This window comes from Cupriavidus phytohabitans (assembly GCF_000426345.1).
Lineage (GTDB): Bacteria > Pseudomonadota > Gammaproteobacteria > Burkholderiales > Burkholderiaceae > Cupriavidus.
Map to the genome: position 1 here is coordinate 45,926 of NZ_AUFE01000027.1, position 17,875 is coordinate 63,800.

At 62.5% G+C, this 17,875-nt stretch carries 18 protein-coding genes and 1 pseudogene; 11 read left to right on the top strand and 8 right to left on the bottom strand.

Annotated features, from left to right (window positions below; translation table 11 throughout):
* Window positions 1-96 precede the first annotated feature (96 nt).
* The 3 genes from K309_RS0119665 to K309_RS0119675 all read right to left on the bottom strand — a co-directional run bounded on the left by K309_RS0119665 (window position 97) and on the right by K309_RS0119675 (window position 3,005).
* Window positions 97-1,071 (bottom strand): Bug family tripartite tricarboxylate transporter substrate binding protein, encoded by a 975-nt coding sequence (locus K309_RS0119665; protein WP_029048022.1) that lies wholly within the window; start codon window positions 1,069-1,071, stop codon window positions 97-99.
* Between the two features lie 84 nt (window positions 1,072-1,155).
* Entirely contained in the window at window positions 1,156-1,914 is a 759-nt protein-coding gene (locus tag K309_RS0119670; protein ID WP_029048023.1) for an SDR family oxidoreductase, read from the bottom strand.
* Window positions 1,915-2,051: 137 nt separating this feature from the next.
* Complete coding sequence (locus tag K309_RS0119675) at window positions 2,052-3,005, bottom strand: 2-hydroxyacid dehydrogenase (RefSeq protein ID WP_029048024.1); 954 nt, start codon at window positions 3,003-3,005, stop codon at window positions 2,052-2,054.
* Between the two features lie 137 nt (window positions 3,006-3,142).
* Between K309_RS0119675 and K309_RS0119680 the strand changes: the two genes are divergently transcribed.
* Entirely contained in the window at window positions 3,143-4,276 is a 1,134-nt protein-coding gene (locus K309_RS0119680) for a citrate/2-methylcitrate synthase (protein ID WP_198030833.1), read from the top strand.
* A gap of 76 nt (window positions 4,277-4,352) precedes the next feature.
* Here K309_RS0119680 and K309_RS43990 read toward each other — a convergent pair whose 3' ends face one another.
* Both K309_RS43990 and K309_RS40055 read right to left on the bottom strand, forming a co-directional pair.
* Entirely contained in the window at window positions 4,353-4,505 is a 153-nt protein-coding gene (locus K309_RS43990) for a hypothetical protein (protein WP_348635778.1), read from the bottom strand.
* Between the two features lie 118 nt (window positions 4,506-4,623).
* Complete coding sequence (locus K309_RS40055) at window positions 4,624-4,755, bottom strand: hypothetical protein (RefSeq protein ID WP_369796454.1); 132 nt, start codon at window positions 4,753-4,755, stop codon at window positions 4,624-4,626.
* Between the two features lie 594 nt (window positions 4,756-5,349).
* On the opposite strand from K309_RS40055, the gene K309_RS0119690 reads away from it, so the two are divergent.
* The 5 genes and pseudogenes from K309_RS0119690 to wrbA all read left to right on the top strand — a co-directional run bounded on the left by K309_RS0119690 (window position 5,350) and on the right by wrbA (window position 8,503).
* Window positions 5,350-5,658 carry an EthD family reductase gene (locus tag K309_RS0119690; RefSeq protein ID WP_029048027.1) on the top strand — a complete coding sequence of 103 codons (309 nt, stop codon included), beginning with the start codon at window positions 5,350-5,352 and terminating at the stop codon, window positions 5,656-5,658.
* Between the two features lie 197 nt (window positions 5,659-5,855).
* Window positions 5,856-6,233, top strand: coding sequence for a group II intron maturase-specific domain-containing protein (locus K309_RS40065; RefSeq protein ID WP_084402469.1), 378 nt, complete (start codon window positions 5,856-5,858; stop codon window positions 6,231-6,233).
* Window positions 6,234-6,316: 83 nt separating this feature from the next.
* Window positions 6,317-6,532, top strand: a pseudogene (locus K309_RS0119695) (IS3 family transposase); the annotation flags it as partial.
* Window positions 6,533-6,908: 376 nt separating this feature from the next.
* Entirely contained in the window at window positions 6,909-7,859 is a 951-nt protein-coding gene (locus K309_RS0119700; RefSeq protein WP_029048029.1) for a ring-cleaving dioxygenase, read from the top strand.
* A gap of 17 nt (window positions 7,860-7,876) precedes the next feature.
* The gene (gene wrbA, locus K309_RS0119705) at window positions 7,877-8,503 is read left to right on the top strand and encodes an NAD(P)H:quinone oxidoreductase (RefSeq protein WP_029048030.1); all 627 of its coding nucleotides are present in this window, start codon (window positions 7,877-7,879) and stop codon (window positions 8,501-8,503) included.
* Between the two features lie 167 nt (window positions 8,504-8,670).
* Here wrbA and K309_RS41780 read toward each other — a convergent pair whose 3' ends face one another.
* The 3 genes from K309_RS41780 to K309_RS0119725 form a co-directional block, all read right to left on the bottom strand.
* Window positions 8,671-8,838: a hypothetical protein gene (locus K309_RS41780; protein WP_156914400.1), complete on the bottom strand. Its 168-nt coding sequence runs from the start codon at window positions 8,836-8,838 to the stop codon at window positions 8,671-8,673.
* Between the two features lie 16 nt (window positions 8,839-8,854).
* Complete coding sequence (locus K309_RS0119715) at window positions 8,855-9,763, bottom strand: tryptophan 2,3-dioxygenase (RefSeq protein ID WP_029048031.1); 909 nt, start codon at window positions 9,761-9,763, stop codon at window positions 8,855-8,857.
* 172 nt (window positions 9,764-9,935) lie between these two features.
* Window positions 9,936-11,054, bottom strand: a complete 1,119-nt coding sequence (locus K309_RS0119725) for an iron-containing alcohol dehydrogenase (protein WP_029048032.1) — start codon at window positions 11,052-11,054, stop codon at window positions 9,936-9,938.
* A gap of 259 nt (window positions 11,055-11,313) precedes the next feature.
* Between K309_RS0119725 and K309_RS0119730 the strand changes: the two genes are divergently transcribed.
* The 5 genes from K309_RS0119730 to K309_RS0119750 all read left to right on the top strand — a co-directional run bounded on the left by K309_RS0119730 (window position 11,314) and on the right by K309_RS0119750 (window position 17,604).
* Window positions 11,314-11,997 (top strand): nitroreductase, encoded by a 684-nt coding sequence (locus tag K309_RS0119730; RefSeq protein ID WP_029048033.1) that lies wholly within the window; start codon window positions 11,314-11,316, stop codon window positions 11,995-11,997.
* Between the two features lie 353 nt (window positions 11,998-12,350).
* Complete coding sequence (locus tag K309_RS0119735; protein ID WP_029048034.1) at window positions 12,351-13,262, top strand: LysR substrate-binding domain-containing protein; 912 nt, start codon at window positions 12,351-12,353, stop codon at window positions 13,260-13,262.
* Window positions 13,263-13,439: 177 nt separating this feature from the next.
* Window positions 13,440-14,906 carry an amidase gene (locus K309_RS0119740; protein ID WP_084402470.1) on the top strand — a complete coding sequence of 489 codons (1,467 nt, stop codon included), beginning with the start codon at window positions 13,440-13,442 and terminating at the stop codon, window positions 14,904-14,906.
* Between the two features lie 65 nt (window positions 14,907-14,971).
* Window positions 14,972-16,015 (top strand): glutathione S-transferase family protein, encoded by a 1,044-nt coding sequence (locus tag K309_RS0119745; RefSeq protein ID WP_029048036.1) that lies wholly within the window; start codon window positions 14,972-14,974, stop codon window positions 16,013-16,015.
* Window positions 16,016-16,536: 521 nt separating this feature from the next.
* Window positions 16,537-17,604: a porin gene (locus K309_RS0119750; RefSeq protein ID WP_029048037.1), complete on the top strand. Its 1,068-nt coding sequence runs from the start codon at window positions 16,537-16,539 to the stop codon at window positions 17,602-17,604.
* The last annotated feature ends 271 nt before the right edge of the window (window positions 17,605-17,875 follow it).

The window sequence follows — 17,875 nt, forward strand, 5'->3', positions numbered from 1 at the left end:
TCTTCGCCGGCCACGCGTCGGCGACGTTGCATGTCGCAACGCGTGGCAAGCAGGATGAGTGACACGCTTCCAGCTACCCTGTTTCCAGCGCGACCACTATTCCGGCTGGATTCCCGCTTCCTTGATGACTTTCCCCCACTTTGCCAGGTCAGACTTGATCAAGGCCGCGTATTCCTGTGACGTGCCGCCCTTGACCTCGATTCCTGCCGCTTCCAGCTTGGCGCGCACCTCGGGCAAGTTCAGCGCGGCATTGATCTCGGTATTGAGCCTGGCAACGATCTCCCTGGGTGTTCCCGCGGGGGCCAGGAAGCCGCCGTTGGTATTGGCGTCATAGCCCTTGAGGCCTTGCTCTTCGGCAGTTGCCACATTGGGCAGGGCCTTGGAGCGGCTGTGGGTGGATACCGCGATGGCACGGACGTTGCCCGACTTGACCTGCTCCTGGATGGCGCTGATGGTATCGATGTAGAGCGTGGTCCGTCCGGCGATCAGGTCGGGATGGGCGGCGGACGACCCTTTGTATGGCACCAGCAGCACGGGCGCGCCGCTTACCATGCGGAACATTTCGGCGGCCATTTCCTGGGCGCTGCCGCGGCCGGAAGTGGCAACCTTGGCCTCGCCCGGATTCGCCTTCATCCAGGTGACCAGCTCAGGTACCGTCTTGACCGGGAGTTTCGGGTAGACCGCAAACACCAGCGGGATCTCATGGGTGTAGACGATGGGCTCGAAGCTCTTTTGCGGATCCCACCCCAGGTTCCTGAACAGGAATTTGTTGATGTTGTGGCTGCCGCCCACGATGCCGATGGTATATCCATCGGGCCTGGCGTTGGCCAGCACCGCGGTGCCCAGGTTGTTGGACGCACCCGGACGGTTCTCGACGACGAACGGTTGGCCAAGCCTGACTGAAAGCTTTTCGCCGACGACCCGGGCGATCAGGTCGATGCCACCCCCCGCCGGCGCGGGGACGATGATGGTGACGGGGCGCGCGGGGTAATTCTGTGCCGATGCCAGGCCGGGTGCGATGAGCAGCGCGGCGGGGACGACCAAGGTCTTGATCAGGGTAGTGAACTGCATCGTTGTCTCCGTTTGTTTCTGGTTAACTCTTGTCAACTCTGGGGATGCACGCCTTTGCAACGCGTGCAAGGGTGCGGATCCATGTCAGCCGCGCCCGGCGAAGGGCATGGCACTGGCCATGACGGTCATGGTCAGCACGTTGGCGTCCAGTGGCAGCGAGGCCATATGACGCACGGCATTGGCGACGTGGCTGGCGTCCATCATGGGCTCGGGTGCGATCGTTCCGTTGGCCTGCAAGACGCCGCGCGTCATGCGCTCGGACAGGTCGGTCAATGCGTTGCCGATGTCAATCTGGCTGGCAACGATGTTGACGGCGCGCCCGTCCAGCGCCAGTGCCTTGGTGAGGCCGGTGACGGCGTGCTTGCTGGCGGTATAGGGCGCCGTGAAGGGACGCGGCGTATGCGCCGAGATGGAGCCGTTGTTGATGATGCGCCCGCCCTGCGGCGATTGACGGCGCATGAGTCCGAAGGCCGCACGCGCGCAGAGATAGACGCCGGTGACATTGGTATTGATGACGTTGAACCAGTTGTCCAGCGGCAGCTCGTCCATCGGCACAGCCGGCGCATTCACACCCGCATTATTGAAAAGCAGGTCCAGTCGCCCGAACTCGCGTTCGATCGCGTCGAACAAGGCCTGCACGCGCTGCGGGTCGGTCACGTCCGCGGGCATGGCCACCGCGGTCTGGCCGCGCGCGGCGGCTTCGGCGGCCAGCGCTTGCAAGGGCGCGGCGCGACGGCCGGCCAGCACGACCGTCCAGCCGTCGTCGAGCAAGCCAAGCGCGGTAAGGCGGCCAACGCCGCTGCCAGCGCCCGTAACCAGGGCGATCTTTCGGGAAGCGTTCAAGGACGGTCTCCTGCAATGAGGGGCGAACGAAAATCAGGTGAGAAACGCCGCCGCGCGCCCGTGAGACGGGGAGGGCAAGCGTGGCGATGGTGGGAAAATGAAGCCGGTCAATTCCGGTGTCAGGGATGGGCCCGCGCTCAGGTAGTCAGGCTCATGACGGGGCGGTTGCCGGCCAGCGCCTGGGCGACGCTGTCGAGCACCATCTGCGCCATGGCGGTACGGGTTTCCCAGGTGGCGCTGGCGCGGTGGGCCTGCAGTGTCGTGCGGTCGGACTGGCGTAGCGTCAGGGGAACGCGAGGCTCGTCTACGAATACGTCCAGCGCGGCGCCCGCGATCCGGGCGGCGGCGACGGCTTCGGCGAGATCTGCCTCGTTGACCAGCCGGCCACGCGCCACGTTGACGAGATAGCCGCGGCGGCCGAGTGCGTCCAGCACCGCGGCATCGACGATGCCTTCGGCCTTGTCGGCAGCCGCGCACAGCACCAGTGCATCGCTGTCGTGCGCAAGCTGGCGCAGATCTGCCACGAACGCATAGGGCACGTCGTCCATGCGGTGCAGGTCCGTGTAGCGGATGTCGCAGCCAAAGGCAGCGGCCCGCGTTGCGACCGCGCGGCCGACTCGCCCCATGCCTACGATACCGACGCGCATGCCGCTGAATCGCCGGGCGAGCGGGATGGCGCTGGGCTGGGGGTGCAGCTCCCATTGGCCATCGCGCACAAAGCGGTCGCCGGCGCAGATGTTGCGGCAGGCCGCGATCAGCAGGCCGATGGCCAGGTCTGCCACGTCTTCTGTCAGCGCACCCAGGGTGGCGGTGACGGGCAGGCCGCGTTCACGGCAGTAGGCAAGATCCACCGCATCCGTCCCGACGCCATTGACGGCCACCACCTTCAGCGCCGGCAACTGTTCCAGCATCGCGCGCGAGATCCCGGTGTGCCCGCCGGTGATGACGGCCTCGATGGCCGCGCCATGCTCCCGCAGCCACGCGCCCTGGTCCGCGATCTCGAAGAATTTGTGAACCCGATAGCGTGTGGCGAGTTCGTCATTGGCCGCCGGGATCAGGATGGGATTGAGTTGCAGGATCTGTGGCTTCATGTCCGGATGCAGTCAGGTTGACAAAGGTAGGGAAAGGTTGACTGCATGGTACGTATAAGTTGATTGTGGAGGCAATCTTGATATATAAAATCAATATAAATTTGCCCAACCACATCATCATGGGATCCTGGATATCGATGGAGGAGGCGTGCAAACGCCTTGGCGTCAGGCCGCAGACGATCTATGCCTACGTCAGCCGCGGCAAGCTGGAAGTCACATCCGACCCCGCGGACACACGGCGCAGCCTGTATCGCGCCGAAGACGTGGCGAACCTGGCCAGGCGCAAGCAGGCCGGGCGCAAGTTTGAGACGCTCGCAACCAATACGCTGTTCGGGGCGGAGCCCAGCATCCCCACTGCGCTCTCCACCTTTGTGCGGGAGCGGCTGTACTACCGCGGTCAGGACGCAGTGATGCTGGCCGGCTCGGCCAGTCTGGAAGACGTTGCGCGCTTGCTCTGGAACGCCGAGCAACCCGTCGACTTTTCATCGACTGCCCGCTGCGGCAAGCCGGGGCGTGTTGCGGCGTTCATGGCCCTGGCCGAGCTGGCCGCCACAGGCCACTCCACCCATGGGCGCATGACCCGCGTCCTGCACTACGAATGCCAAAGCCTGGTAGGCCAACTGGCCAATAGCTTCGGCGCGCATGCGGGACAGCAGCCGTTGCACTTGCGCTTTGCGCAAGGATGGAAGCAATCCCCTCACGTGGCGGATCTCCTGCGTACCGCAATGGTGCTTCTGGTAGACCACGAGCTGACGAGCTCCGCCTTTGCCGCGCGCATCGCCGCGTCTACCGGAGCGTCCCTGCCGGCCTGCCTTCTGTCCGGCCTGACCACATTGTCCGGTCCGCTGCATGGCGACGCCTCAGGCCGCGTGAAGGCGCTGTTCAATGAACTGGACCGACAGGGCGAGGACCAGGTGATCGCCCACCATCTGTCCGCTGGCTTGCCATTGGCAGGCTTCGGGCATCACCTCTATCCCGAAGGCGATCCGCGCGCGGCCGCGTTGCTGGCACTGTTCGATCCTCCGGAAGTCATCGCCCGTTTTATCGAGAAGGCGACTCGCCTGACCGGTTTGCAACCCAATATCGATGTTGCCCTGGCGGCGCTGGTTACCCACTACGGACTACCTGGCGACGCAGCCTTTGGCATGTTCGCCACGGCGCGGAGCATCGGACTGCTGGCGCATAGCCTGGAGCAGTTGGGGGTGGGGCAAGTGATACGTCCGAGAGGGCGTTATGTCGGGAAAACGCCTGAAAGAGCGGCCGAGGGCTGAGTCGCTACGGCGCCGCCCCCTCACTCACGAACCACCGGCCCTCGCGCGACACAAGCTGCCGTCGCCGTTCACTTCGTCATGCAGCGCCACCAGTCAACTTACGCCAAAGGCTGGTCGCGTTCGACTGATTGAGCGCGCCGCATTCGTCAGCCTCGAAATGCGAGAAACCGACATAGCGCAGACGACCGACAGGCATGATCCGCTCGACGGCTTCCCTGACCAGCGTCAAGGGAAGGATCAATGCGGACGAAGCGGTCGCGCTTCAGCGCCCGATGCGGTTGCTGATCCCTGGCGCTCGCGAAAATCATTCGCAACCCGCAAAGGGCCCGCGGAGGGAGGGCAGCAAATCAACCCTCGACGTCGCGCGGATCGTTGCCAAAAGAGCTTCGCTCAACGATTTGGTGGTCCCGCCGTGGATACAGCAGTTCCACCCTTGCACGCCTGGCCTTCTCGAGGCCGGTGGCAATCGCGTGGTCCATGGAGGTGAATCGCTGCTGCCTGCCGGCGCCACCTTCCGATTTAACGGCCCACTCTGAGGCCCGACCATCTTTTTGTAAAGGCTCTCGTCACACCTAAACTGGTTCCATCACCTCCTTCTCTGCGCGGCTTCGCGAAATCCGGGGTCATTCTATGGAGGGACGGATTATGCACACTGTTGTCAGGACTTATGCCGGAAGCGGGGCCAAGGCGCTGTTTGACCTGCTGGAAAAGCGCACACCAGAAGTCGAACCGCTGATGCGCAAGGCTTTGTCAGCTATACGCTGGTGCGAACCACCGATGGCGGATTCTCCGTCACGACCTGCAATGACAAGGCCGGCGTGGATGAAAGCGTCAAGAAGGCCAGGGACTGGATTGCCGAGAACGCAGCCGCTACGGGGGCAAGCGCGCCGACTATCTCCGAAGGAACCGTTATCCTGCACGCCAGATAGGCGCTGCACGCAAGCAGGGCAGGTCGCAAGTGAGCCGGGCCGGTTCTGCAAAGAACCGGATCGACTTATCGAGCGGATCGAGGGCACGCCTTGGCGCGCAGCCATTTCGATCCGTCCCTACGCCTGACCAACGGGAAGAACAACATGGCAAAGCTTGTCGCACTGTACAAAATGCCTGCCGACAAGGCAGCGTTTGACTCGCACTATTTCTCGAAACACATTCCGATTGCCAGGAAAATGCCCGGCTTGCAAGCTTACGAGGTCAGCAGCAGTCCAGTGGAGACGCCAGCCGGGCAATCACCTTTCCATCTGGTAGCGTTGCTGACCTTCGATTCCCTCGGCGCACTGCAACAGGCTCTCGCTTCGCCAGAGGGTGCCGCGGCCGCCGCCGACCTGGCGAATTTTGCACAGGCGGGCGTGGATCTTCTGGTCTTCGACACCAAAGAGGTGTAGCGCCTGTCAGGCGCTCGCGATCCTGTTTGCGCAACGTTGCGCAACGCTCTTGTGCATCGTCTCCCAACAGGGGATCGGAGCCATCCGGAACGGTGTCCGAGACTTCTGCCCAATCTTCTTCGGTCAGTCGTTGCGCGGCACGCGGCATGACCTGTTTTTCCTCAGTGGAGAGATGATTGCGATAGTAAGCAAGGTACATGGCGGCGGCTGCTGACGATGCCATCTGTCACTGCAAAAGTGAAGCGCATGCGCGTTCACTCAAGCAGGAACTGGAGGTGCGGATGGCGGAATGCTTGCTGGAGCTTCATCCAGAGAAAACCAAGATCGTGTACTGCAAAGATGCAAACAGACGAGGAACCTATCCGGTCCTGCGCGGCTGGATTCAGTACTACGGGCGGTTTCACCGGTCTGTGCTTATCAATGTGCTACGCGCAATCGATTACGCGCTGGTGCACTGGGCACAACGGAAATACAAAACCCTTCACGGTCGCAAAGCGCGAGCGTGGGCATGGCTGAACGGCGTCAGAGCTCGCCAGCCTGGCCTGTTCCCGCATTGGTCGTTGGAGGGAGGTTGAACGATAGGAGCCGGATGAATCGAGAGATTCACGTCCGGATCTGTGAGAGCGTGGCGGTGAGATTCCTCTGCGCTACTCGACACAACGCCCCAACGGAAAGCTTTTTTAACAGTCTGAAGAATGAGCGGGTACATGCTACGCGCTACCGGACACATCAGGAAGCGAAGGCGGACTTGTTCGAATACGTCGAGGTGTTTTATAACCGCAGTCGTCGTCATTCGTCGCTCGGCTTTGTCTCTCCGGCTCAGTTCCTGCAAGACTGGATCAAGGCTCGGCAGACCAAGGATGTGGCTGCATAACCCGGGGCCTCTGGAAGGCGAAAAACCGGGGGAACCTCAACTCGCTAGTGAGCCACCAACGGAACCTAGGTCAAGGGAAGTTGTTGAGTTCTTGGAGCAACTCGGGCTCTCGGAGTTTGAACCCCAAGGTTTTTAGCGCTCCCGAGCGGAGGTGGCAGTTTTGCTGGCGAAGCGGTGGCACTGTTGCCTCGGTATGCGGGAATTGCCCTTCCGGCGCCACCGCACGCACTGCACCTCAAAGGGCTGCATCGTCCAAGTTTGCCGAACCCTGCGTACAACCCGTGACGGCTGCCCAATCGGTATCTGCAGTCTTAAGCTGTTGCACAGGAGCGGCCAGGCGCTGTTTCTACATGCCTATTTCAAACTGGAGAGGACAATGTCAATGTTCAAGGGATTTCATCACCTGACCGCCGGCGTGAGACACGCGCAGGAGGATGTGGACTTCTACGTCAAGCTGCTCGGGCAGAGCCTCGTGAAGAAGACCGTGCTTCTCGACGGCGAGGATCCGATCTACCACCTTTACTACGGCAACGCGAATGGCGATCCGGGGACCCTGGTGACGTCGTTCCCGTTCCGCCAGCGGGGGGTCATGGCGCGTCAGGGATCGGGCCAGGTGCGGGTCATCAACTACTCGGTCCCGACGGGCTCGCTCGAGTTCTGGCGCAGCCGCTTCGATGCCATGGACGTGCCGTATGACAGCGAGATCGTCGAGCGCTTCGGAGAGCGCCGCCAGCGGTTCCAGCATCCGTGTGGCATCGAGTTCGATCTCGTCGAAACCGATCTCGACCCGCGACCGGCTTGCGTGGCCAGCGATATCCCCGAAGTCCATGCCATCCGTGGCGTGCACAGCATCACGCTGTCGCTGCGGGATGTCGCCGAATCGATCCGCTTCATGGGCGAAGCGATCGGTTTCCAGAACGTAGGCCAGGCGGGACCCTACTACCGCTTCGAGACGTACACCGGCGGCCCGGGCACGGTCGTCGAGTTCCTGCATGAGCCGGACCGGCACCAGGGCTCGTCGATCTACGGCGAAGGCACGGTCCACCATGTGGCGTTCGCGGTGGACACCGTGGAACAGCAAGCCATCCTGAAGGAGAAGCTGTTTGCCCTTGGCTACATCGATACGTCCGAATCGGTGCACCGCAACTATTTCCGCTCGATGTACTTCAAGATGCCCGGTGGCGTGATGTTCGAAGCGACGACCACCGACATCGGCTTCGCGATCGACGAAGCGCCCGGCCATTTTGGCGAGGAGTTTCAGCTCCCGCCCTGGCTGGCGGATCGCAAGGACGAACTGCTGGGCCGGCTCGAGCCCATTTCTGCATGACGTTGCCGGGGATCGATATGCGGAAGCCGAAAGTACTGATCGTTTTCTATTCACGGAACAGCTCGACCGAGATGCTGGCCAAGGCTGTCGCCGAGGGCGCCCTCGAGGCTGGCGCCGAACTGCGCGTTCGGCGTGTGCGGGAGTTCGTTGGCCCCGACGTCATGCGGCAGGCGCCGGGCTGGCTCGAGAACGCCACGGAGATGAACGCGAAATACGAGGCGCCGACCGAAGCCGATGCCGAGTGGGCCGACGCGATCGTGTTCGGCACGCCGACGCGGTTCGGGACGATCTCGGCCGAGCTCAAGGCGTATATCGACGGGCTCGGCGGGCTCTGGTTCGCGGGCAAGCTGAACGGTAAGGTGGGTTCTGTGTTCGGCACGACGTCCTCGCGCCATGGCGGCAATGAAGCCACGCTGCTGGCGGCCTACACGCCCATGGCGCACCTGGGCCTGATCATCGTGCCGCTGGGCTATGCCGACGCGGCAATGTTCAAGGCCGGCACCCCGTACGGCGCGACTCACGTCTCGCACCGTGACGCCGTGAAGCCCGACAACGATCACCTGGCGGTTGCCCGGTTTCAGGGCCGCAGGGTGACGACCGTCGCGCGTGCCTTGCACGTCCAGCCGCAGCCCGTGGCAGCCTGAAAGTAAAAGCCTGATAGAAAAATGGGCGGAGACTCACAGTCTCCGCCCATTTCCTGCATCCGCACAGGCCGATGACGCGATGCACATCGCCAAGGGCGAACGCGCATCCCGCGAGATAGGGAGCTGGTGCAAAACCCGGTGTGCGGTCCAGCGCCTTCAACACGCCTTCAGCTATGGCGTGCAGTGCGCTGGAATACGGTATCGCGGCGGAGCACAATGCCGCCTCGTTCCTTCGCGATCCTGGTGCGACAGGTGGCAACAAGTCCTGCGTCGCCGCCATGGTTGACGATCATGGACTCGAGCGCCGCGATCTTGTAATCGTGGACCGCTTCCATGACCGTCTTGAGCGCGTCACTCCGCGGACCGGGCGTTTCCCTGTCCGCGGGCGTGCGGACACACCGCAGGCGGATCGCCGATGAAGCCGCGCGCAGACCAGAGTTCCGGGAACGGGATCTCGTTCATGGTCGGCAGGAGCCAGGCAATGCCCTCGGTGCCGAAATAGGCTGGCCGGGCGCCGAACGTCCGGCGCGTTGCCATCAGGTGCAGGTGCTTCCACGCGGAGAATCCCTCCGCGATATCGGCCAGCGTCTCGCCGAGCTGCTGAAGTTCGCCGTGATTGTCCGGGCTGGCATAGACGTCGCGCCAGACGTTTTCGACCGCCTTGTCCGGCATGTAGGGCACACTGAAATCGCGGTCGAGTACCACCGCCGGTACGGCGAAGCCCTTGCGGCTCAGGTGGGCGAGGACGTCGTCATACAGGCTCGGCTCTGCCAGCACCTTGCTGAGTTGTTCCCAGCGCCGGGGTTGTGGCAGGAAGTGCTGCAGGTGCTCCTCCTGCTTGATGCCGAGCAGGTAGACCATCTGCCGGTACGTCCAGCCCTGGAGGGCGGTGTCCTTGCCGTACTTCGGGCCAACGCAGGACAGGATGGCCAGCAGGTCGACCGGCGTCATCCACGCGATGGAGCGCCATGTGGCATTGAGCGGCTCGTGGTGGGCGACGACGCGCCGGAGCGTCCGGCAGGCTCCGGTCAGGTCATCGGCACGCAATTGCGCCTGCGCGGCCTGTATTTCCTTGATGATCAGCATCCAGTACAGCTCGGACACCTGCGCCGATACGATCCAGGCATGCTCGCCGGGATGATCGCTGACCGGGCGCTGCAGCGAGTGGAGCACGTCTGTCTGTAACCAGTCACTGTATGGCGTATGTCCGGCTGGGGTTCCGGCCGGCGCCGGGGATGCGGGCTTGACGGTATCGTTCACTTTGGTCTCCTAGTGGTGGTGGGGTCAGGCAAGTTTTATGGAACGGCGACGGTCCGCAGCATCGATTCCATCTGCGTCAGGCCTGTCGCGGTGATCTGCCGACTGGCCAGGGCATCGAACGCGTGGCGCAGGCCGACGGGATGCGGGAAGCTGTCGGATGGCCGGCCGGCCATTACCACAGGCTCTCCAACAGCGCATCCAGCTTCGTGCCGGCATCCTCGCCAAGGTCGCCAACCTCGGAGGGATAGTTCTGCTTGAGCAGGGCCGCCATCTCGGGAAGCTTCGCCCGATCGAAGTCGAGGTCGCCGAGCCGGCTCGGCAATTCCAGTGCGTCCACGGCTGCCTGAATGCGGTCAGCGAGGAATGCGGCGGGCGGGCGGCCGCCACGGTCCGTGGAGAAAATCTCGAGCTTTCGGCCATAGGCGCCGGCACAGGCGCGGATGACGGGCGCCAGCGCAATGCACGATGTCACGCTGTGCGGTACCCCGAACGTCCCGCCGAGAATATGCCCGATGCGATGGCTCAGCCCGTAGATGACCGAAGCAGGACAGAAGTAGCACTGCCATGCGGCGAGCTGAAGCTGCAGCAGGTCGTCGGTCGACACGTGGCCGCCCGCGATGGCCTCGCGAGTTTCGAGCTTGCGCGGCCACTTCTCCAGCACGGCAAGGAAGCGCTCCACACCCCTGGCGGCCAGGATGGCGTGAGGGTGATCCACGTTGACCCGGCGCATGCCTTCCACCGCATGGTCGATCCCCTTGATGGCCGAACTCAGCAGCAGCATACGTGGCGTGTCGACAATCATCCGGGGATCGATCACCACCAGCCTGGGTGTCGTTTCGCGCACGGCATAACTGCGCTTGAACTTCTGGGGACCGTCCGTTTCCGTCACGCCGAAGTAGTGGGAGAACTCTGAACCCGACAGGGTCGTCGGAATCGCGGCAATGGGCAGATAGCGGCCTGTCTGCTGGAAATGCTGGTAGGAGACTGCCTTTGCGGCGTCGAGTACGGAGCCGCCGCCGAGGGCGATGATCGATCCCGCATTGGCCTCGATGCATGCGCGCAGTCCGTCGCGCACGGCGAAATCTGGCACATGCGGCGGCAGGCCGGTGAAGGTGCCCACGCTGTCGCCGATGGCAGGCTGCAGGTGTTCACGGTTCAATGCCTCAAGGAATTCCACCGTGAACGTCATCGGACGGCGGATGCCGTAGTTTCCCATGGAGGGGGCGACGGTTTTCAGCACGTCGTGCCCCCAGACAATCTCTTCCTGCGGCAAGCATTTCAACTGGTTCATTCCACCTCTCCACCATATTTTCGTATGCGATCGGGGCTCCGATCCCGAGTAGGAAGATAGGCGAATCGCGTTCGCGCGTGGGCGCAGGATTGGGGAACGGAGCGTTCAGGAAATTGGACGCCGGACGGTGCGGAGGGGCGCCTGTCGTTCGTTGTTTCCGAACGGAGCTTTCAAGTATTGCCATCTTCACAAGACAGGGGACCTGTCTATGATCCTTTTCACCGCAGCGACCCCCAACCACGAGAACGGAGACATGAAGATGGAGGCAATCCAGATTACTGAAGCGCTGATTCGCGGACGCCACAGCAAGCGCGGCTTCCTTGACCAGCCGGTGCCGATCGAGACTGTCAGGGAAATCCTGTCGCTTGCGAAATACGCACCGAGTTCGAGCAACACGCAACCCTGGCGCTGCTACGTGCTGACCGGAGAGGCTCGCGAGAAGATTGCGGGAGCCGCGGTCGAAGCGTATCGTGCCGCGCCTGAGGGACTGGTGCCCGATTACCCGTTTTTTCCCAAGGAATTGCCGGCGCCATTCTCATCGCGCTTCAATACGTTTCGCGGGATGCTCGGCGATGCACAGGGCGTGCAAAGGTGCGATATCGCCGGGCGCCGGCGAGACGTCGAACGGCAGTTCCGGTTCTTCGATGCGCCCGTGGGACTGATCTTCACCATGGACCGGCGCCTGGAATGGGCCAGCTTCATCTGCTACGGGTGCTTTCTCCAAAACATCATGCTGGCCGCGCGCGCCCGTGGGCTGGACACCTGCCCGCAGCAGATCTGGTCGCTGCAATCGGCGGTGCTTCGTGAAGGCCTCGCCATTCCCGACGGGGAGATGATCGTGGCCGGAATGTCACTCGGCTATGCGGACAACAGTATTCCGGAAAACAACATGGAACTCCGCAAGCTGGAACTGGACGAGTTCGTCTCATTCGTCGATCGCTGACACCTGAAGCCGTCCAGGTCGCTCGTTGGCCTGGAAAAAGCGCGAGGCAGCGATAGCCATCGTTAGCCAGTTTCGGCAAGTTGTGGCTGTCGAATCGTTAAGGCAGGCGCGCTTCACCGGCCGATGCGGGTGCCCTCAGCCGAAAAACAAAATATAGAGACGGAGGGCTTTCCTCTCTGATCGGGATGCTGTCGGTGGCGCACCACGCATTGACGGTCGTTGGGCGAGCGGGCGCCGGCCACGGCAATGGCGGTCATTGGGGCGCCCATCATGGCACTGCGCGCACCCGTTGCAGTACCATGCGATGGAAAGCACACACCATTGGCCAACCCAACCGCTACCAAGGCAGCGACATGCTGGACCTGAAAGACGTTTTTCACTTCGTGCAGGTTGTCGACCGCGGTGGCTTTACGTCTGCCAGCAACAGCCTGGGGCTGCCCAAGTCCACCTTAAGTCACAGGGTCAAGGAGTTGGAGGCTTCGCTGGGCGTTCGCCTGATCAACCGGACCTCACGCCAGTTTACCTTGACCGACGTAGGCGCTGAGTTCTACCAGTACGCTGTCGCCTTGCTGCAGAGCGCCGACGTCGCGGAACAGGCGATGCGCCAGAGGCTCCTCGAACCCAGCGGGATTATTCGCGTGACGGTGGCGGTCGAGCTTGCGCAGTTTGCGCTGCGCCAGGTCCTGCCGACGTTCCTGAGCAACCATCCCAAGGTCAGCATCGTGGAAATCGCCACGGACAGGCTCGTCGACGTTGTCGGCGAGGGCTTCGACCTGGCGCTGCGCGGACATACCTCGGCACTGCGGGATTCCAACCTGGTCCAACGGCCCATTGTCAGGGCGCCATGGTACCTGTTTGCGGGTGCCGACTACCTCGAACGGATGCCACGCCTGGAGGAACCGGAGCAACTTGCATCCCATGCCATCGTCTCGATAGTGCGCAAAGGGCCGCTGCAGTGGCAACTTCGCGGCCCCCAAGACAGGCTCGTCACCGTCCCGATCGAGCCAAGATTCCAGAGCAACAGCATGATGTCCCTGAAGGAGGCAGCCTGCGCCAACGTTGGGGTGGCAGCCCTGCCCGGGTATATCTGCCGGTCCGAGTTGCAGGCTGGCGTGCTGCGGCAGGTACTGCCGGGCTGGATCGCCGCGGATGCGCGCATCTCCGCCCTCATGCCCTATCGGACCGGACTGCTTCCCGCGGTGCGGTCGCTGGTCGATTTCCTCGCCATAGAGCTGCCCAAGGTCACCGCGTTCGACGGCCGCTGACCCCGCACTACCTCTTGCCCCTCCAATGCCACGCGGGCCACGCCCCGTGGGGCCCGCCGGGCGTTCCATATTCATGGACGCTGCGTTCGGCGCCAGCCAGCTTCCAAGGCCGAGCTGATCAACTATCGTTTCCAACCAGGGATAAGCCATCCGCAACGTCATCCTGGAGTGGAATACATGAATCAGCTGAACTGCCTGCCACAAGACGCGATCTTCTCGGGCCACGACATACTTCCGCCGGCTGTCGCGTCGCTCGACCAGCACGGCATCCGGCGCCCATCCCAAACAACGGCCCCGCATGCCATGGGCTTGCGCAACGCGCTGGATGCCCTTGCCACGCGGCAGATTACCGCGACGGCGTTGACGGAGCAGGCCCTCGAGCGCGCGGAAGCCAGCAAGCGGCTGCACAATGCATTTGCGGCGATCGATTGGGGCCGTGCCCTGAAGGCGGCCGCGGAAAGCGATCGCCGCTACGGCGAAAGCCGGCAGCGGCCACTGGAAGGACTGCCAATTGCGGTCAAGGATCTGATCGACACGCGGGGCATGGAGACCCGCTACGGTTCCGCAGCCTATCTCGGCCATCTGCCCACCACCGATGCCGACATCGTGAAAGCACTGGTGGAACGCGGCGCGATCATCATCGGCAAGACGACGACCCACGAATTCGCGTGGGGCGTGACAACCGCCAGCGCAAGGTTTGGCGATACCCTGAATCCGCTGGACCCTGCGCGCATACCCGGGGGTTCCAGTGGTGGCGCCTCGGCGGCAATTGCGCACGGTGCCATCATGGCGTGCGTGGGCACGGATACCGGCGGCTCCGTTCGGATTCCCGCAGCGCTGTGCGGCGTCGTCGGATACAAGCCCACGCTCGGCACGTTATCCACGCGTGGCGTGTTCCCCCTGGCGCCCACTTGCGATCACGTTGGCCTGCTCGGCAAGCAGGTCGATGACGTGCTGTTGCTTGCCGACGCCATTGACATCAAGGTTCCCGAAAGCGATGCGTGGCTGTCCGCACGGCTGGGCGTCATTCGTGACATCGCACCGGTTCCACTCAGTCCGGAAATTGCGGCGGCATTTGACGGCGCGCTGAAGCAGCTGGCGCAAGTCTTTTCCTGTGTGAACGTCAGCACGTCTGGTTTGTTCGATGCGGTATTCGGTGCCTTCGCGAGCATCGTCCTGATCGAAGGCGGCATCGAGCATTTCCGCCGAAACGACTGGCACCGTATCTCGACGCACTACAACCCGGAAACCGTCGACCGGCTGAAACGCGCCGAAACCATGGACCTGCGCGCCTATGCGGCGGCCCAGCAGGTCAGGCGAGATTTCACGGCAAGGCTGCATGAGGTGATGTCGACGGTTGACTATCTCGTGCTGCCGACATGCCCATGCACCGCACCGCATCTCGATGCCGGCACCGTCAGCATTGGCGCCTGGACCGGCACGGTCCGCGAGGCGCTAATGACCTATACCGCACCGTTCAATGTCGCGGGGTTTCCTGCCATTTCGATTCCCCTGGCGATCGGCGAACGCAGCCTTCCCGCTGCTTTGCAGATCGTCGCGAAGCCCGGCGACGACGGTGCGCTGCTGCAGATTGCTCAGCAGATGGAGCTGATGCTGCGAACGGGCACCGCCCACAAGCGTTGACGCCAATCCCACAACCAGGAGACAACGATGAACGATAGCGCCAAACCTGAACCAGGAAACCAGCAATGAGGCATGAAAAATTGATGAATATGGCGGCCGGTGCCCGCGCCGCCATCGCGGACCGCGCGCGCATCTCGCTCGTGGGTAGTGACGCCAACCCGCGCTTCGAACTGTTCCACGCGGCCAGCTCGCTGTGCTCGCAGAAAGTGCGCACGGTTCTGTTCGAGAAGCAGTTGCCGTACCGTTCGAACGATATGGTGATCCTCGGTTCGATGGGTCCGGATGGCCTTGTTCCGGCCGAGCACTACCATCCGCCCTACGTCCGACTGCGGATGCTTGCAGGCCGGGAAGTTGGGCGGGAACTTGTCAGCGGCTATAGCGGGCGTACGTCGGTGGAGACCGAAGGCTTTGACCCCTGCGCGGTCCCGTTGCTTGTGGACTACGAGGCTGGCCGTGTCATTGCCGATTCCAGACGGATCTGCTGCTATCTCGATGCGGTGTCGCGCGATCCCGTTCAGCTCGTGCCGGAGGACGCCGATGTGCGTGCCCAGGTGATGCAACAGGTGAGCATCGTCGATCAGATCCCGAACGGCACCTTGCTCTATGGCTTTCATCCCGACGCCGACCTTCGGCCCGAAGCGCTCAAGACGGCCATGGAAACGGTCTACGACTACAAGATCAAGGCGCTCGAAGCCATGATTGATGCCAATGCCGACGATGCGCAGCTCGTTGCGGCCTATCGCGCGAAGATCGCGAAGGAGCGGGGCGGCAAGTCGGTCCGCCACGATGCCGCATTTCAGCGCGCCGCACGTCGGCACGTCGCGGGCCTCTTGACGGACCTCGACCATGCGCTTGGTTCGTCGACACCGTACCTCAGGGGGGAATCATTCTCGCTCGGCGATGTGCTGTGGGGTGTCAACCTGGTCCGGATGGCTTACCTGGGGCTTGCGTCGATGTGGGAAAACCTGCCCAACGTCGAGCGATATGTTGATGCGCTGACCAAGCGTCCGTCCCTGTGTACCGAAGCGGTCCAGGCTACGGTCGATTCCATGCCGCCTTCGCGCTACATGCATGTCATTGCGGGCTGCGGGGAGCCGGTGCCGGTGTAGTCAAAGCCGGTGCCATTGGCAGGAGGGTAATTTGCGGAGGCCTGAATCTCCGCCGCGCGGGAGTGCTGCAGCGCACCCTTCCCCCAGAAGACCTATCACTCAAGGAGTGGGACAAGGTGGCCCGCATCGATTTGCGAGGCACCTATCTCTGCTGCAGGCAGTTCGGTTCCGGGATGGCAAGGCGTGGACGCGGAGCGATCGTGATGCGACTGCCAAGCGCTCAACACCGGGGAATCGGGGGGCATAAGAGGAATTGGGGCAAACCGACACGTTTGTCAAAAATCTGTCACTCGCGTCAGAGAAGTATCGGCGCGCCCCTGCGATGGAGTTTAGCTGCCAGACTTGCACATATTGTTCTTTATATTGAAATGATTGTGCGAATTTATGCATAATTGTTGACTCATTTCTGTCACATTCCTGACGCACTATCTGGCGGCCGCGTCGGTGGATGGTTTCGGCTCGCCTGCAAGCCGGGATGCCATCGACTGGACCCTTCGCTATATAAGAACCTGGAATCGACAGTGAAAAAAGCTCTCTTCGCAGTGGCAGCCGCAGCTTGCGCCATGTCCGGCTCTGCCTTTGCCCAATCGTCGTCCAATGTGACGCTCTATGGCATCGCTGATGCCGGCATCAGTTTCCAAAACCACGTCAATGGTGGCGCAAACGGCGGTGGCTCTGTCGTTGGCGTGACTTCCGGCGGCCTCTCAGGTTCACGCTGGGGTCTGCGCGGGGTCGAGGACCTCGGCAGCAACCTGAAGGGCGTCTTCGTGCTGGAAAGCGGCTTCGATATCGATAGCGGCAAATCCGCACAGGGTGGCCGGCTCTTCGGTCGTCAGGCCTATGTTGGCCTGCAGGGCAATTTCGGTGCCGTCACCCTCGGCCGACAGCAAAATTCGCTGTATGACCTGTTCGGTGCCTACGATCCGATGTCGGTAGGCCCCATGTACTCACTGAATTCGGTCGACAATCAATTTAATGGCCGCGCCGACAACGCCATCAAGTACACCGGTAAGTTCGGCGGCTTGACGGCAACCGGCTTCTATAGCTTCGGCCGCGACGTGAACTCCGGCCTCGGCGGCGAAGTGCCGGGCCACTTCCAGGTCGGCAAGAACTTTGGTGGTGGTTTGGCCTACGCGAACGGGCCGTTCTCGGTGGGCGTCGCGTATGACCAGTTCCAGGGCAGCACCCTGGCTTCCGCGGACCTCGCCGCAAAACGTGCTGCGATTGGTACGTCGTATGCCTTCGGTGCTGCGAAGGTGTTTGGCGGCTACCGCTGGATGCGTGACGAAGTCACGACTGGTATGGCCCGTCACGACAACCTGTACTGGCTCGGCGCGAACTACAAGTTCACTCCCGCCTTTACCCTGACCGGTGCGGCTTACTACACCGACGCCCGCACCGACAGCAAGGACTCATGGATGTTCGTGCTGAACGCCGACTACGCTTTGTCCAAGCGCACTGACGCGTACCTGCTGCTCGGCTACGTCAACAACAAGGGCAATGCGACCTTCGGTGTGACCGGTGCGGCCAATACGATGCCAGGCCAAAACCAAACCGGCGCGATGCTTGGCATGCGCCATCGCTTCTAATTTCCTACCCGTAGGACGAGGTGCGCTCCCGGGCGTGCCAGCGAACAACTTCATATCGACCTTGGCTTTCACTGTTAAGGACGTTTGGCCGGCAGAAGTGTCGGCCTTTTTTTCGTACGTCGCTCGCTATCAAGGGGGGCCAGATGGGTTCCTCATGCGCCGGAACTGGGGCAGGCGGGCAGTGAACTTGCCGATCACTCAGCGGATGGATTCGTGGCGCGGCATGAGTTGCCAAGGTGCGACCGTGTACGGGAAATGACGGAGAGGAGTC